The sequence below is a fragment of the Paenibacillus sp. FSL H8-0282 genome (assembly GCF_037963825.1).
Lineage (GTDB): Bacteria > Bacillota > Bacilli > Paenibacillales > Paenibacillaceae > Paenibacillus_AQ > Paenibacillus_AQ odorifer.
This window is the reverse complement of the sequence record NZ_CP150146.1, coordinates 5,741,896-5,758,670: the sequence shown is the minus strand read 5'-3', so window position 1 is coordinate 5,758,670 and position 16,775 is coordinate 5,741,896. Positions and strand designations below refer to the sequence as shown.

The 16,775-nt window shown below is 44.0% G+C and carries 16 protein-coding genes; 12 read left to right on the top strand and 4 right to left on the bottom strand.

Going from position 1 to position 16,775, the window contains the following annotated elements; all coding sequences use genetic code 11:
* The first annotated feature begins 33 nt into the window (after positions 1-33).
* Complete coding sequence (trpS, locus tag NST94_RS24955; RefSeq protein WP_036685592.1) at positions 34-1,020, top strand: tryptophan--tRNA ligase; 987 nt, start codon at positions 34-36, stop codon at positions 1,018-1,020.
* A 2-nt stretch (positions 1,021-1,022) separates the two neighbouring features.
* On the opposite strand, the gene NST94_RS24950 is transcribed toward trpS, so the two are convergent.
* Positions 1,023-1,211, bottom strand: coding sequence for a hypothetical protein (locus tag NST94_RS24950; RefSeq protein ID WP_036685291.1), 189 nt, complete (start codon positions 1,209-1,211; stop codon positions 1,023-1,025).
* Between the two features lie 105 nt (positions 1,212-1,316).
* Positions 1,317-2,318, bottom strand: a complete 1,002-nt coding sequence (locus NST94_RS24945; protein WP_036685288.1) for a metal-dependent hydrolase — start codon at positions 2,316-2,318, stop codon at positions 1,317-1,319.
* A 232-nt stretch (positions 2,319-2,550) separates the two neighbouring features.
* Between NST94_RS24945 and cyoE the strand changes: the two genes are divergently transcribed.
* Both cyoE and NST94_RS24935 read left to right on the top strand, forming a co-directional pair.
* The gene (gene cyoE / locus NST94_RS24940; protein WP_036685285.1) at positions 2,551-3,483 is read left to right on the top strand and encodes a heme o synthase; all 933 of its coding nucleotides are present in this window, start codon (positions 2,551-2,553) and stop codon (positions 3,481-3,483) included.
* 23 nt (positions 3,484-3,506) lie between these two features.
* Entirely contained in the window at positions 3,507-4,124 is a 618-nt protein-coding gene (locus NST94_RS24935; RefSeq protein ID WP_036685589.1) for an SCO family protein, read from the top strand.
* A 95-nt stretch (positions 4,125-4,219) separates the two neighbouring features.
* On the opposite strand, the gene NST94_RS24930 is transcribed toward NST94_RS24935, so the two are convergent.
* Together NST94_RS24930 and NST94_RS24925 are read right to left on the bottom strand one after the other, a co-directional pair.
* A complete protein-coding gene (locus NST94_RS24930) occupies positions 4,220-4,567 on the bottom strand; it encodes a DNA primase (RefSeq protein ID WP_036685586.1) in 348 nt (115 codons plus the stop codon).
* A 133-nt stretch (positions 4,568-4,700) separates the two neighbouring features.
* Complete coding sequence (locus tag NST94_RS24925) at positions 4,701-5,888, bottom strand: MFS transporter (RefSeq protein WP_339281401.1); 1,188 nt, start codon at positions 5,886-5,888, stop codon at positions 4,701-4,703.
* Positions 5,889-6,158: 270 nt separating this feature from the next.
* On the opposite strand from NST94_RS24925, the gene NST94_RS24920 reads away from it, so the two are divergent.
* The 9 genes from NST94_RS24920 to NST94_RS24880 all read left to right on the top strand — a co-directional run bounded on the left by NST94_RS24920 (position 6,159) and on the right by NST94_RS24880 (position 16,739).
* The gene (locus NST94_RS24920) at positions 6,159-6,596 is read left to right on the top strand and encodes a hypothetical protein (protein WP_076127990.1); all 438 of its coding nucleotides are present in this window, start codon (positions 6,159-6,161) and stop codon (positions 6,594-6,596) included.
* 63 nt (positions 6,597-6,659) lie between these two features.
* Positions 6,660-7,805 carry a transglutaminase-like domain-containing protein gene (locus NST94_RS24915; protein ID WP_076127989.1) on the top strand — a complete coding sequence of 382 codons (1,146 nt, stop codon included), beginning with the start codon at positions 6,660-6,662 and terminating at the stop codon, positions 7,803-7,805.
* Positions 7,806-7,978: 173 nt separating this feature from the next.
* On the top strand, positions 7,979-10,054 hold the full coding sequence (locus NST94_RS24910) for a penicillin-binding protein 2 (RefSeq protein WP_339281400.1): 2,076 nt from the start codon (positions 7,979-7,981) through the stop codon (positions 10,052-10,054).
* A gap of 31 nt (positions 10,055-10,085) precedes the next feature.
* Positions 10,086-12,191, top strand: a complete 2,106-nt coding sequence (locus NST94_RS24905) for a penicillin-binding transpeptidase domain-containing protein (protein WP_280753727.1) — start codon at positions 10,086-10,088, stop codon at positions 12,189-12,191.
* 75 nt (positions 12,192-12,266) lie between these two features.
* Positions 12,267-13,034 (top strand): Cof-type HAD-IIB family hydrolase, encoded by a 768-nt coding sequence (locus NST94_RS24900; RefSeq protein ID WP_036685270.1) that lies wholly within the window; start codon positions 12,267-12,269, stop codon positions 13,032-13,034.
* Between the two features lie 58 nt (positions 13,035-13,092).
* On the top strand, positions 13,093-13,578 hold the full coding sequence (locus NST94_RS24895; protein WP_038573189.1) for a DUF456 family protein: 486 nt from the start codon (positions 13,093-13,095) through the stop codon (positions 13,576-13,578).
* A 26-nt stretch (positions 13,579-13,604) separates the two neighbouring features.
* A complete protein-coding gene (locus tag NST94_RS24890) occupies positions 13,605-15,230 on the top strand; it encodes a polysaccharide biosynthesis protein (RefSeq protein ID WP_076279677.1) in 1,626 nt (541 codons plus the stop codon).
* 78 nt (positions 15,231-15,308) lie between these two features.
* A complete protein-coding gene (locus tag NST94_RS24885; protein WP_036685265.1) occupies positions 15,309-15,653 on the top strand; it encodes a thioredoxin family protein in 345 nt (114 codons plus the stop codon).
* Positions 15,654-15,755: 102 nt separating this feature from the next.
* On the top strand, positions 15,756-16,739 hold the full coding sequence (locus NST94_RS24880; protein WP_076184763.1) for a heme A synthase: 984 nt from the start codon (positions 15,756-15,758) through the stop codon (positions 16,737-16,739).
* Positions 16,740-16,775: the final 36 nt, after the last annotated feature.

The window sequence follows — 16,775 nt, the reverse complement described above, 5'->3', positions numbered from 1 at the left end:
CGGAAATTACATCTAACGGAGGTCTATATTATGTTGAAAAAAGTAATGTCAGGCATACAACCGAGCGGTTCTCTAACTTTGGGTAACTATATCGGAGCGCTGAAAAATTTTGTGAAGCTGCAAGACGATCATCAATGTTTCTTTATGGTTGTCGATATGCATGCGATCACCGTTGCTCAAGATCCTGCGGCACTGCGTGAGCAGTCTGAAGCTGTAGCTGCACTCTTTATCGCGGCAGGAATTGATCCTGTGCGTTCGAATGTATATATGCAGTCTCATGTGCCTCAGCATGCGGAATTGGGCTGGATCATGACTACGCTAACGGCAATGGGCGAGCTTGAGCGTATGACACAGTTCAAAGATAAATCATCAGGTAAGGATTCAGTTGGCGCGGGCCTATTCGTATATCCTTCTTTAATGGCAGCAGATATTCTTGTTTATAATGCGGATCTTGTGCCAGTAGGTGAAGATCAGAAGCAGCACTTGGAGTTGACCCGTGATTTAGCTGGCCGTTTCAATAACCGTTTTGGCGAATTCTTTACGATTCCTGAACCGTATATCCCTGAAGTGGGCGCACGCATTATGTCTCTGGATGATGGCACTAAAAAAATGAGCAAGAGCAGCCCGAATGCAGGCAGCTATATTGCCCTGTTGGATTCGCCGGATGTGATCCGTAAAAAAATCAGCCGCGCAACGACTGATTCTGGACGTGAAGTGATCTTTGATCCGGCTAACAAGCCAGAGATTAGTAACTTGATGAGTATTTACTCGGAATGTTCTGGGATGTCCCTCCAGCAAATAGCCGATCGTTATGAAGGACAAATGTATGGTGGCTTTAAGAAGGATCTTGGGGAAGTGGTTGTATCCACACTTGAGCCTTTGCAACAAAGATATCATGAAATTCGCAGTTCAGGTGCGATCACTGATATTCTTGCTGAAGGTGCTGAACGTGCACGTATTGTTGCAGCTGAGACGTTGAATGGCGTAAAAGAGCGGATGGGCTTTCTGCCAGCTCGTTAATCTTAGTCAGAGCTTAAGCTTTCCTGTTTGCGTCTAATTCTGGCTTTGAGGATAAATCCCCAGCCAATATTCATTACGCAAAGAAAACCAAGCAGAAGTGCCAGCCAGAAGCTATAGCTGATCGCGATTGAAGCGGCAGTGAGAATAAGAATAGAAGAACAAGCGAACCAAAGTGAGAGTCCTTTACCCATTAAGAGCCTTCCTTTCCGTGTCTGCTAAAATGAATCCCGGAGTATTATAAAATACTCCGGGATTTTTTGTGATTATAGAATAGATCTCTCAGTAAGTCTACAGTTTCATCGTAAAGAACCAGGGTCGATGGAGAATCGTTTGTCGAGCTTATCACTGCTAAGCCAGCCTACATAAGTATTTAAAGGTTTATATTGGTTATCCATAACTAATACAGCCACAAAAGGGTATTGTTTGCGGTGTAAATAACGAACGTCTCCCCAGCGCACCATATATCCTGAAGGAAGCTCCTCCACTTCGGCAACCGCATAAGAGGTGAAATATAGAAAGGACTGAATATCTGGATGCGACTTGGATATTTCCACAGCGGGATGATTCGAGCAGACCGCATGTTTGAACCATTCCAGACGGTTGTTCAGTAGCTGCCCAACGTCATAGCTGCCGTCTTTTTTCACTTTAACTACGTTCCAGCGTTTAAGTGAAATTGTAGGGATTACAATATAACGTTCACCAGCATTATGGTGTATATCTTTAAGCTTGATGTTTCGTGTAAGGCGGGCATGAACAATTGTTCTCCAAATATAATAAAGAATGGTACAGGCATAAAGCGTAATAAATAAAGGTTTGGGCGGCACAATCCCAGTGATCCAGAGTAGAATAGCTGCGATATGGCTGCCAAAAATAAATGGATCGAAAATGTGGATGATATTCCAGGCAATCCATTTCTCAGTAAATGGACGGGCGGCCTGGGTTCCATAGGTGTTAAACAGATCAGAGAAGACGTGCACGCCTACGCCTATGAAACCCCAGAGTGCAACATGGCTTAAAGCTGCCAAATCAGTAAATCCAAACAGAGGCCCTAAGACTAGGGCAATCAGAGCGGGCCACAAAATTAGAAAAGGCAAGGAGTGTGTGATTCCCCGGTGATTACGAATATATATTGCATTGTCCTTTAGTCTTAATGCGGTATCGGCATCAGGAGCTTGTGAGCCTAAAATCGTAGCCAGCATAACGGCCCCGGCCAGTTTAGGGTCAGAAGCAACGACAGGATCTACGAATGAAAGTCCGGCTAACCCTATGCCCATAACTAAATGTGTAGCGGTGTCCATTGGTCAGTTCTCCTTTGTTGTTCGGAAGTACATTATTAATAATTACCCAAATACAGCTTAGGTTATTAACGGGCTGGAAATAAATATTGTCACGTAATTGTCAAATTCATGAACATACTGTGCCATGACTGTCAAAGTCTCCTCGGGTTTGATATGATAAAGTTAACAGCGAAGTCTATTTAGTGCTTCGGCTAGAACGTTAGAAGTTCGTTTAGAAGGAGGATCATTTGGTGTGGATAATCATATAACATTTCAAGCTTCTTCCGATTCTGCAGCTATGTCTGCAAAATCTCCACCGGAAGGTGCAAGTTGGCGTGATTTCATTACCGTAACAAAACCCGGTATTATCCGATCTAACCTCATCGCTGCCTTTGCAGGATATTGGCTGGCTTCAGGTTGGGATGTTCAATACGGCAGATTAGTTCTGACTCTGCTCGGTACAATGCTGGTTATGGCTTCGGCCTGTGTTTTTAATAACTATTTCGACCGTGACCTGGACATGAAGATGGAAAGAACGCGCGATCGGGGGCTTCCTACAGGACGACTGAAACCCAAAACCGTATTGCTGTATGCTATTGGGCTTGGAATTGCGGGCTTGATTGTGCTGTTTGCTTTTTCCGGAGTTTTAGCCGGTCTGTTCGGGATTGTAGGGATGTTCGTTTACGTTGTAGTATACACCCTTTGGTTGAAACGGACATCAACATGGAGCACTTCAGTAGGTGCGATCTCTGGAGCTATGCCACCGGTAATTGGCTATGTTGCAGTTACAGGAACAGTTGATCTAGGGGCTTGGCTGATGTTTGCGATGTTGTTTCTGTGGCAACCTCCCCATTTCTGGGCGCTCGGGATTAGACGTAAAGAAGAATATAGAGCCGCTGGATTTCCGCTGCTGCCTGTAGTCAAAGGAACACGTCGTACGAAGTTTCAAATGATTCCTTATGTAGCACTGTTGCTACCTATTCCAGTGTTAATGTACGCCTACGACTATGCGGGCATTTTTTATCTGGTGATTTCAACAGCGCTGTCTCTGGCTTGGTTAATCATAACCTTGATGGGCTTTGCAGCAAAAGATGACGAAGTCTGGGCGAAGAAGAACTTCCTCTTCTCCATTAACTACCTAACGGTAAGTTTGATCGTACTTGTATTGAATACGATTCACGGTTAAGAAGAGGGAGGGTATTATTGTCCGTGCAGACCTTTAAGCGTTATAAATGGACCTGGATTCTATTATTGCTTGCTTTGGTAATGGCTGGTTATCTGGCAGTTAATTCTTTGAATTTAGGAAAAGAAAAACTGCCGGTAATCGGAGAAGTGCAGGACTTTTCACTTGAAAATGTGGATGGAGACCAGATTACTCTGGCTGATACACAAGGTAAGGCACGGCTGGTATACTTTTTTTTCACACAATGTCCGGATGTATGTCCTATAACTACGTTTCTGTTATCTCAGACGCAGAAAATTCTGGTCGACGATGGCAGCTTTGGAAAAGATACGGCGTTCGTCTCTATTTCTTTTGATCCAGAGAATGATACGCGTGAAGCCATTAAAAGCTTTGCGGACCGTTTCCAGGCAGATTATAAGGGTTGGTACTTCTTACGGGGGGATCAGGAAGTCATTCGTAAGCTGGCAACTGATTCTTTTAAAGTACTAATTGCAGGGAATAGTAAAGAAAATTTCGTACATGCCAATCGCATAGCATTGGTTGATCGAGACAATCGTCTCCGTGCATTGTATGACGCAGGGGATACGGATAACATAACGCCTGAATTTCTTGCCGATAGGCTGAATGAATTGGCTCGTGAATAGAACATAACCGCATAACAGAAACGCCTTTTTCGAATCCCATTTATTGAAGGATAACGAAAAAGGCGTTTTTAATTTCTTAGGCAATATATCGCGAATCAAAAAGGAATGGGTTCAGGGTAAATGATGAACTCTTCCAGACCCGCTTTTTCAAGCTGATTAATATTGTATTCATCTGGAGTGCCTTCCACTCCGGCATAACCCCGGCGCGTATAGATGTGACCAGCATCGGGAAAGGCATCGCGGAGAATCCCGCGTATTTTTTTGCCTGAACTGTCGTTATCCATATAAAGATATACTTCTCCATCTCCTACTTTTTGTCGCAGGGACTCGAGTTTGAGCGTATTTAATGTACCAAAGGTACAGAGGATTTCGACTTCCGGTACCAGCACGCGTCGTAATCTGCTGCGATCGTTTTTGCCTTCGACAATAATCGTAATGGACATTTGCTGACAATCACCTCCGGAAATGAAGTCTGAACTTACAGACTCATTATAGTTTACCGAAGGAGGAGCAGTTTTAACAACTGTTTCTACAGGAAAATCTTCATTCCCCGGGAAATGTCGTAAAAACAATAAATCATGCGGCCCGCCCATTCCATTTGGAAGAGTAGGTAGACAGCTTGGTTGAATTTTTTGGCGGAAGCAGTAATAGTGCAACCATCAGCAATAGAAAGGCAATGAAATAAGGCGAAACAACGGCTCTTAATTGTCCTGCGGCCACAGGGCCTGCGAATGCGCCTAGTGACATGGCTATCGACTGCATGGAGAAGGTGTGTCCCATACGTCCTGGTCCACCTAGACTAATAAAGAGCGATGCCATTGCAGGAAATAATATTCCTTTGGCTGCACCCAGCATAAAGAGAATAACGGAAGCGGGAATGCTGTGAAGTGAGGCGAGCGCAAAAAAACAAAGGGCCATACCTAGCAAGGCCACGGCTATTCTTCCTCCTGGGGAAAAGCGGTTTAGGAAGAACAAACTGAGTGTTACCAAAGCCCCTAAGCTAAGGAGCGATAAAAGAATGCCTGTGGAAACAATGCTATTACTTCCGGTCTGAGATAGAGGAAGTTCAAAAAACAGAACCCCTTGTGAACAAGAAACGAAAAAAGGCAGCAGATAATAACGTTTGGAAACTGGATTGGCATCGGATATAGGGACCGAAGGAAGATCCTGTTTTTTTAAAGGAGGTGCTGCAGAGTTTACAGGGCGTACTAAACGCCGGGCAGGTGCCGGTACACTGAAAAAAGCCATGATGCCTGTAGCGATAAGCAGCCATCCCAATGTGGTGAAGGTGCCGGAATAGCCAGCTTTAGCTACGATAAAGGCCCCCGCTGCCGGGGATACCACTGAAGCTAAGGTATGAACGATACCATGTCCGGACATATATTTCCCCTGCTCAGTAGCATCAGATGATAATGAAGCCAGCAAGGTCATGCACGCTGGAGAGAGGAAGGCGAGCGCGAACCCGCTTGCTGCTCGTAGCATCAGCAAATGCCACGGAAGCTGAGCATGAGCCTGCAGCAGTAGAATGGCTCCCGCAGTAACAAGGCTAAAGACGATGTAGCGGCGGCTGCCATTACGATCGACGAGTACGCCTGCGAGCAAATTGCCAGGAAGATGGGTTAACGAATACATGCCCATCATCCAGCCAATAAAGGCGGGTCCCGCACCAAGAGAGATGGCAAAGGGCGTTAGAATAGGATACTGTGCATGTAAATCAAAAAACGCCAGAAAAAGAAACAGGTACAGCCACAGCGCAGTTTTCACAGGGAAACACCTCCGAGAGCCACCTACAATAAAGATTAATGCAGGAAGGCGGATTTTAAGAAGATCAAATTTAAGCAACTACTTGTACTTTACGTGGGACAGAGAGGGCTTATACCGCTTTTTTAATTCCTATAAGCAGGTATACCTTTCTCTGGCTGTGGAACCATGAATTATGATGGGCATTCATGTATAATAATTAATATTGGCGTCATGTCTATAGAGGAGATAATCCTTAGGACGAAACTAGGTGATAGGGGTGTTGTGAGGTTGATGGATCCAGAGGTGTGGTCACAGTTTATTAGAGAGAATTGGTTAGTTATTGTTATTGCGCTCATTCTGTTGTTCGCGGTTGTTAATTTGGTCAAAACGATGTTGAAATGGGCGATTGTCATTATTATCGTTGTAGGTCTATTCATCTATAGTGGTGTGACAATGGACCAAATTGGTAACGCTGTGAATAAGGTGGCAGATGGAACGGTAAGTACGGTGAAGAAGGAAGCACAAGAGGTTATGCTTAAAGAGGCGCAGGATGCGAAGTACACTTCAAATGGTGACGGAACATTTACGATCACAACTCCGAATATTGAAGTGAAAGGTACTACTGGCGAAGATAAGGTAGAGGTTACTTTCCGCGGAGTTAGTCTTGGGAAGTGGAGTATTACTGATACCACACAAACATTTATCGAGGAAGCTCGGAAACATCAATAAACGGCTTCAGTTTAAATCATTATCAAAAACAAGCAAGCGGGCGACTGAAAGGGGAGATTGGATATGATAAACGGTTGGTTGACTAGTCTGAGTGATGCAAATATCATCTCCATCGCCCTCCTGCTGGTAGTAGTCTTTTCACTATTGCAAGGCTGGAGCAGAGGGTTCTCAAGTGCTACCGGAAGATTATTCGGTCTGCTGGGAACAGGACTGTATACAATAGCTTCTTTGGTGCTGGCCATTCCTGCTGCGGCTTATCTCAATCCTCATGTACAGACTTGGGCAGCAGGAATAAGTCTGCCTGATAAACAGCTGACCCAGTGGCAGCAAATTTATTATACGGCTGTGTCTGTGCTGGCGGAATCGCCGCTGGTGCGGTTTCTATTGTTGTTATTGCTCTCTTATATCTTAATTCGCATGCTTCTGGGATTGTTGTCTATGCTGCTCCCATTCCATCAGTTACGGCGCACCAAGACATTTAAGGACAGAAAGATTACGCAAGTAAGCCGTATGGGCGGAGCTATCATAGGATTAATTATAGGCTTGACTCGTGGTTTAATTATTGTGCTTGCTCTCTTCATTTGTGTTGGCCTAAATCCAGAAAGTCAATTTAGCCGTTATGTGGAATCTTCTCCGATCTACAGTCAAAGCGCTGCCGCTGTATTTGAGCCCTTTGTTGGGGAGACCGTGCAGAAAAAGCTGCCTATTCTGACGAAGACCGTTGCAGCTGAGATGAATGATATCCTGCGCAGAAAATATGAAGTTATTGATCATGACATTCCACAAGATATTGTGGGTGCGGCTGAAGATATTATTGGACAAGCGCAAGGAGACGAGAAGAAAGCCAAACTACTGTATGATTGGGTAGGAACACGAGTAACTTATGATTACGCCAAAGCGGAAAATTATGAAAAAAATAGAATTTGGCATGAACAGACCCCGCAGGATACCTTCGACACACGCATAGGGGTATGTATTGATTATGCCCGTCTTTACGCTGTAATGGCCCGCTCCCAAGGATTGCAGGTGCGCGTTGTAACGGGTCAAGGCTATGATGGTCGAGGCGGGTATGGCGCACATGCCTGGAATGAAGTTTATATAAGTGACCGGCAAGCTTGGATTCCATTGGATCCCACTTGGGCGAGCAGTGGAGATTGGTTTAATCCGAAGGATTTTGACGATACGCATATTAGGGAGAACGCACTCTGAGTGAGGGCGCCGCACTCCTTCCGTGTGGTACAATAAACTCATACCAACCGCTCTAACACAAATGCGAGTGCAATGCTCACAATCAGCTTCTTAGAAATCACCTTCATTATAAGAGCAATGTCGCTGGCTAAGGCAATTCAGACATTATTTTTATATAGAAGGGAAGAAAGCTGGTGAGCTTTGGGAAGCAGCTCCCGCCTGCGGACGGGAAATCTTCGAAACATTCTGTAGGTCTGAGATTGAATCTGTTTTTCTTTGGCACTTTTTTTATTTTTTGTATCATTATTGTGCGTCTTGCAGGTTTGCAGTTTACTGAGGGAGCTTTGCTGACAGAAGAAGAGATCAAACGGGATACGAAGTTTGTTCCGCTGGCAGCCATGCGAGGGATTATTTTTGCTGCCGGGGGTGAGCAGATAGCCTATTCTACACCTGTTGAGTCGCTCTATCTTACCCTAAATAAGGAATATACAGCTAAAACTACCGATAAAGTAACGGGTGAAACCTCACTAACGGAAAAAGCGAAAAATAAGTCTAATGACCTTGCAGCAAGATTAGTAGCGGAGTTTGAGAAATATGGAAGTGCAGATGCCCCTAAGTTAACGCAGCAGGACGTGCTGGATTTACTTGATCTGGACTTTAAAAAGTATCTGGGTTATGTACCGCGTCGTATAAAAGCAGGGCTAACTTCAGAAGAAATAGCTTATTTCATGGAACATAAGGATGAATATCCAGGTATTACCATTGTGGAAGAAAGTGTACGCCACTACGATAAAGATACGGTAGCTGTGCAGACGGTGGGTTTTGGTAAACCTTTTAAATCAACCGAAGACATAGCGATGTACAAAAATATTCGTAGTGCAATGAAAGACAATTCTTCACCGGGACTTATGTATAAAACGGAAGAATATGTAGGATTTGATGGTCTGGAAATGCAGTATCAACGCGAACTGCGCGGAGAAAATGGTTATCAGGTCATTTCGGTCACTCCTCAAAATATGGCGGAGAAGGTAGAACAGACCGTTCCCCCTGTAAAAGGCAATAACATTTGGATGACCATTAATAAGAATGTTCAGATGAAGACTGAACAGGCCATATTGGATCAGATTAAATGGCTGCATACCAATGCTGTTCAAGGCGAAACTCATCCTGATGCTTTAACAGGTTATGCAGTAGCAATGGAAGTAGAGACTGGGAATATTGTCGCTATGGCGAGTATGCCTGATTACGATTCGAATGTATGGACAAAGGACTCACTGCCTACATCTGTCTGGAATAAAATTATGAATAATCATCTGAATGGTACAATTACCTCGAATTCTTCCGGGAGATCGGGTCATGATTTTAGCTCACTTGTATTCTTGGGATCGACCATTAAACCGTTAAGTGTATTAATTGGTTTAAATGAAGGATTTTTTAACACCTCGAGCACCTATCCCGATGTGGGGATTACCTATTTCGGTAAGGATGATAAATCATCGGTTAGAAATTCATCAGGTCACGTCTATGGAAAATTGTATCCGGCTGATGCTATCAAGCAATCCTCTAACGTATTTATGGTAGATATGGTCGGAAAGCAACTATACAAAAAATACCAGGGGGATAAAGGTGTAGAGGTCTGGGACGAATATATGAAAAAGTTCGGACTGGGTGTATCAACACAAAGTGGTCTTCCCGGTGAATCACCAGGTCAGATTAACTATACAGATTTCAAGGCTGCAGGGAGCTCACAGGCCGCGCTCGTCTACGCATCTTTTGGCCAGCAAGGCAGTTATACTACATTACAGCTTGCCCAGTATGCTACTACACTTGCAAATGAAGGTGTGCGAATTAAACCGCAGCTTGTAAGTAAGATTACGGATGCGCAAGGTAAGGTGGTTAAGAAATTTAAAAAAGAAGTGCTTAATAGCGTAACCTTTGATAAATCGTTCTGGAGAGAAATCAAACAGGGAATGAGCAGTAAAGTTAGTGCTTTTGACGATTTTCCTTATGATTTTGCCCGTAAGACAGGAACCTCTGAAAAAACGGATAGAAAAAATATAAACCGTGATAACGGCGTTTTTATTGCCTTTGCTCCACGAGAGAATCCGAAGCTGGCTGTAGCGGTTGTGATTCCGGAGGGCGGCTTTGGCTCCAATAGTGCAGCTCCGGTTGCCCGTAAGATTTTTGATGCTTATGATTGGGAATATGGGCTGGATGGGGTTCCGAAGAAGAATATTCCACCTGTTGCAGATCCCGTTCAAGAACAATAAGCTTAAATTAGAGAAAAAGGAGAGACAAACTGTGAGTTTTTTCCGTAAGCAGGCCTCACCTCCTGACGAGACCAGTAGCAAAAGTTCCATCGGCCTGCGACTCAACGTGTTTTTCTTTAGCACGTTCGTTATATTTTGCGTAATCATCATCCGACTAGCTGTTCTGCAGTTCGTGGAAGGCCCAACTTTAACTGAGGTAGAGACGAGTAGAGATACTAAAAATGTACCGTTAGCTTCCATGAGAGGGGTTATATACGCTGCAGGTGGTGAGAAGCTAGCTTATTCCACACCTGTTCAATCGCTGTATATCACACTCAATAAAGAGTATACGGCTAAGGAAACAGATAAAGTCACCGGTAAAACAACGCTGACCCCAGAGGCTAAGGCCAAGTCTGATGCATTGGCAGCCAAGCTGGTAGCTGATTTCAATAAATATGGGGATCCAAATGCAGAGAAGATGACGGAGAAAGATGTAATTGATGCGTTGGATTTATATTTTCGTAAATCACTTGGCTTTATGGCACGGCGAATTAAGGCTGATCTGACTACTGAAGAAGTTGCTTATTTCATGGAACATAAAGGAGAATATCCGGGGCTTGAGATTGTCGAGGAGAGCATTCGTCATTACGATAAAGATACGGTTGCTGTACAGACGATTGGTTATATCAAACCTTTCAAATCCGCGAACAGTCTTAATATTTATAAAAACATTCTAAGTGCTATGAAAAACAATCCGGAGCCAGGGCTAACGTATAAGGATGATGAATTTGTTGGATTCGATGGGCTGGAGCTGAAATATCAGCGTGAGCTTCGCGGGCAAAACGGCTATCAGGAAATTTCCGTCAATCCACAGAATATGGCGGAGAAAATTGAGCGTGTCGTTCCGCCTGTCAAAGGAAATGACATCTGGACAACAATTAATAAGAACGTTCAGATGAAGACAGAACAGGCGATAACAGATCAGCTCAAATGGTTGCACTCTAATACCGTACAAGGCAGAACGCATCCGAATGCTTTAACGGGATATGCAGTAGCGATGGAAGTGGATACTGGTAATATTGTCGCTATGGCGAGTATGCCTGACTATGATACGAATGTTTGGACATCAGGTTCTTTGTCTTCAGATGTCTGGAACAGTATTATGGATAATTATCAGAACGGTACGATAACTCCTATTTCTTCGGGAACCTCAGGGAACGGACTAAGATCTGTACTGCTTCTAGGTTCAACGATTAAACCTTTGAGTGTACTCGTGGGCCTGAATGAAGGGTTGTTTTCAACTTCTTCTTATTATCAGGATAGAGGTTTTGCGACTTTTGGTAAGTCTGGGCATGAAACGAAGGTAAGAAACTCTTCTAACCACGTATATGGTTCTTTGGATCCTGCTAGAGCCATTGAGAAATCCTCGAATGCATTTATGGTCGATATGGTCGGTAAAAGATTGTATGACAAATATAAAAGCAAAGGGATAGACATCTGGGATGTCTATATGAAAGAGTTCGGCCTTGGTGTATCTACGGGAATTGACCTGCCTAATGAATTCTTGGGTCAAAGAAACTATACCAATATAGAAGCTGCTGGTAGTGCGCAGTCCGCACTGGTCTATGCCTCTTTCGGACAACAAGGAAGTTATACAGTAATGCAGCTTGCACAGTATGTTACTACACTTGCTAATGAAGGACAGCGGATTAAACCTCAACTGGTTAGCAAGATTACTGATGCAGATGGAAATATAATCAAAGAATTTAAACGTGAGGTGCTTGATGAAGTAACAAACTTCGATAAGTCCTACTGGAATGAAATTAAGCAGGGGATGCGAAGTGAAGTTAGTGCTTTTTCTGATTTCCCTTATGACTTTGCCCGTAAGACGGGAACCTCTCAGCAAGTAGCTAAGGGTGAAATTCGCGATAATGGGGTATTTATTGCATATGCTCCACGTAATAATCCTAAGTTGGCTGTGGCGGTTGTAATCCCTGAAGGTGGTTTTGGTTCACAAAGTGCGGCACCAGTCGCACGTAAAATATTTGATGCCTATGATTGGGAATATGGCCTTGATGGAGTTCCAAAGAAAAGTCTCCAGTCTGGCAATAATACTAATGATAATGCGAAGGAGGGAGAGACTACAGGTACCGAGTAACTCTGACCCTATGGCTAAGATTTAAAAAATAAACAGCTTCTCAAATGAGAGCATACAAGAATGGAGGGGTGGCAAATGATTGCCAAATACCGCCTGCTTGCATTGGATATGGATGGAACCCTACTGAATGATGAACAGATAATTACACCCACAACGGTGGAATGGATTCAAAAGGCGGTCAACGCAGGCGTTCATGTCTGTCTGTCGACAGGCCGAGCATTTGTAAGTGCCTTACCCTATGCAGAGCAGCTAGGTTTAGAGACACCGATGATCACTGTGAACGGCAGTGAGGTGTGGAGAGCGCCACATGAAATATACCGGAGATCACTAATGGATCCCAAGCTGGTACAAGAAATGTATGATCTTGCAAAAGCAGATGACATCTGGTTCTGGGCTTATTCTCTGGACGAAGTTCTTAAACAGGATAACTGGGATGGGGATGTAACGGGTAGAGAATGGCTTAAATTCGGTTATCACACTGAAGATGATGAGCTTCGTCATAAGCTGTTGCTTCGTCTTCAAGATATGGGTGGACTGGAGATTACGAACTCTTCTCCGCACAATCTGGAGATTAATCCTCTAGGCGTGAATAAGGCAGCAGGAATAAAGGAAGTCTGCAAGCTGCTGGGAATAGAAATGTCGCAAGTTGTAGCTGTGGGCGACAGCCTTAACGATCTGGCGGCGATCCAGCAGGCTGGGCTTGGGGTTGCCATGGGCAATGCGCAAAAGACGGTTAAACAAGAGGCTGATGTTGTGGTGGCGACCAATAATCAAGACGGGATTGCCGAGGTCATCCAAAAGTATATCTTTACCGAAGCTGCAGCCTCTGTAGGCAGCAAATAATAAAAGCAGTACTGCGAAGTGAATCCATGGAGCATTATGCTAGTAGGAGGTTAAGGAATTGACGATCCTGGGTTGGATTCTTATCATTGTTTTGTTTGCTGTAGGATTGGCAGGGGCTGTGTATCCCATACTGCCGGGTGCGTTAGCGATCTATCTTGCCTTTTTTGTATACGGCTGGTTCTTTTCTTTTGAGCCCTTTGGGGTTTGGTTCTGGATTATTCAAACACTGATCGTTGTAGTTCTTTTTGTTGCTGATTATGTTGTAGGAGCGTGGGGTGTCAAAAAATTTGGCGGTTCACGTTCATCGATTATCGGGAGCACGATAGGGCTGATCTTGGGACCTTTTGTTATTCCGGCTTTTGGTCTTATCATTGGACCATTTCTAGGGGCTTTTATTGGAGAACTGATCGTGGGATCTTCCCCGTCTAAAGCTGCTAAGGTAAGTGTTGGCTCCATACTCGGCTTATTTAGCAGCACCTTGGTCAAAATCGTGTTGCAGGTAATTATGGTCGTCCTCTTTTTTATATGGGTCGCCCGGTTTTAATTTAACAGTGAAGAAGGGGAAAGAGTTTGTCCAAGAAAGAGTCTTTTGTTAAAGGCACGCTTATCCTTGCTGCTGCAGCTTTGGTGGCAAGGGTACTCGGGCTTGTCCAGCGGGTGCCGCTGGAGCATTTATTTAATGATGTTGGTAATGCTTCATTTACACAGGCAAACACAGTTTATTTAATGTTATTACCGCTGGCTACAGCAGGGATTCCAAGTACATTAAGTAAAATGGTATCTGAGCGTTATGCACTGAATAGACCAAATGAAGCTCAGCAGGTGTATCGGGCGGCATTAATCTTTGGTGTTGTAGTTGGCGTAATTATGAGCGCATTGTTATACATAGGTGCTCCTTATTATGCAGAATATGCAAAAGTTCCTGAAAGTACTTTGGCGATCCGGGCCATAGCTCCGGCACTCCTACTCTTCCCTTCTATTGCAATGATGCGTGGTTACTTTCAAGGGCGGAATAATATGATGGCTGGTGGCATCTCTCAAATTGTGGAGCAGATCGCGAGGGTATCTACCGCTGTTCTTCTGGCATTTGTATTGTTACAAAAAGGGTACGACAACACGTGGATGGCTGCTGGTGCATCATTCGGTAGTGTATTTGGTAGTGTTGGTGCGTTTGGTGTAATGCTCTATTACGCTATGAAATTACGGCGTAGCGAGGGGCAAACTGCATTATACGAAACGAATGAAGCAAAGCTTCCTCTATTTGGAATTTATAAGGATATATTCAAATTATCCATTCCTATCGTTCTATCTTCAGTTACGGTTCCAGTAGTGAACTTTATTGATACATCTTTAATTGTACCGTTACTGAGTGGACAAGTTGGTGTAGCTGATGCCACACGTGCTTTGGGTATTTTCGGGAGTCGGGCACAGAGTGTCGCTGGGATTCCACCGGTTCTTTCTATAGCACTGAGCACATCACTTATACCAATTATTTCAGCTGCATATGCCCGTCGGGATGAAAAACATCTAAAAGGGCAAGTGACGTTAGCGCTTCGTATCTCTATTTTAACAGGAGCACCGATTGTTCTATCACTCGTAGTTGCTGCATATTCAGTTAATGGCCTCTTATTCAGTAGTTTAGATGGCAGTGGTATCGTAGCCATGCTTACTTTAGGAACGATTTTTCAGATTACGATGATGACAACGAACTCTATTTTGTTAGGTATGGGCAAATCGCGAATTTCCATGTATTATGTGTTAGCGGGTATTATTGTAAAATTAGTGGCAAGCTTATTACTTAGTAAGGTATTTGGCATCTACGGAATCATCGGTGCAACAGCACTTTGTTTCGTGGTCATTACTTTGCTTAACTTACGTATGCTGAAATCGATTGTGCCTTTTGAAATTATGGGCAAACGTTGGGGCGGTTTCGTGATTGCGGTACTTGTGTCCGGCGGGATTGGTTATGGCTTGAATGAGGCTGGGATTCTGTTAACAGATCTGATGCCTGCACGTTTGGCGTTTCTGATCACTTGTCTTGTTGTAGGAGCAGCCGTTGTTGTTATTTATCTAGTACTGCTTATTGTGCTGGGTGTGCTGACTAAACAGGAAATCTCCAGTTATCCGCGGGCGTTGCAAAAATTATTGAATCCGCTGATGAAGTTACAGCCTGCACGTGTTCGTATGAGAGAATAGGTTTGACTTCTACACTGCATTTTGCTTCACTTAAAGAGTAGAAAATAGACAGATATTGAAGAAGGGACTGAGTAAATCATGGACAAAATTAGTTCTCCTGCTGAATTTCAGGTAGCCATTCAATCACCTCGATTAACAGTGGCCATCTTCAAGGCTGACTGGTGCTCGGATTGTAAATTTATCGATCCTTTTATCCCAGAGGTAGAGCAGGCTTATGCAGACCGCCTTACACTGGTTGAGGTAGATGTTGATGCCGTGGGCGATGTTAGCCAAGAACAAAATATTATGGGTATTCCAAGCTTCGTCGCATATTCGGATGGACGGGAATTGGTTAGATTCGTTAATAAATTGCGCAAATCCCGTGAAGAGATTGAGAATTTCCTTGATAAAGCGGTCCAAGTGCATCAAAGCCTTCAAAAGTAATTCCTAAGGAACCACCGCTTTCGCCTGTTTGTGCAAAAGCGGTGTTTTTTTGAAATATAAGTCTGGCTGCTTCTTCATTACTAAAAACTGCGGGTGATATTTTTGACGACAAATCAGTTGAAATGGCTTAGTTATCTTACTTGCCTTATCATGTTCCTCGCTGTACTCGGAGGAGCGGTAGTGACGAAGACTGGATCGGGCTTGGAATGCGGAAATGAATGGCCGCTCTGTCATGGAAAATTAATTCCGGCTTATACTATAGGCTCGATGATTGAATACACCCATCGCTTGTTTAGCGGTTTGGCAGGGTTATTCTCACTTGCCTCGATGTTTGCTTTTTGGCGTTATGCTCGTACGCGGCGCGATTTGCTGGGATATGCATTTATGACCTTAGTATTCGTCATCGTTCAAGGTGGTATGGGAGCGCTTGCAGTAATTAAATCCCAATCCGCTGCTGTAATGGCGTTGCATATGGGTTTTTCTTTGATCGCCTTTTCAAGCGCTATGATGTTGGCTCTTGGAACCAAGAGATGGCATGAAGCACGTGAATATGATCATAAGCTGGAGGCTCAAAAGAAGCCCGTAAGTAAGGCTTTTCGCAATTTAACCTGTTTTACTGCCATCTATTCTTATATTGTCGTGTATATTGGAGCCTTTGTAAGTCATACGGATTCACAAGGCGGGTGTTCGGGTTGGCCGCTTTGTAATGGAGAATGGGTTCCGGAGCTTTCCGGAGGTGTAGGTGTTGTTTTTACGCATCGGATTGCGGCTTTAATCTTATTCATGCTTACTGCGCTGCTTGGGCATTTAGCATTTTGGAAACATAAGGATTATCCAGAGCTTAGAGCGCTAGGTATAGCTGCAGTGCTGTTATGCTTGATGCAGGTATTTAGTGGGGCGGCTGTGGTTTACACTCTAGATAATGAAAGGCTGTACATATTTGCCGCTTTGGCTCATATTTTACTGATTGCCAGTTTGTTTGGTGTCTTATGTTATATGAGTGTAAGAGTCTGGCAGCTAAATCGCGCGAGTAGTGTCGTGTCTGGAAAAAATGTAACGAGCCCAATGATTCCACCGCCTTGGTAGAACATTCCCTCCGTGGATAGAGGTGCTTCACCCGCG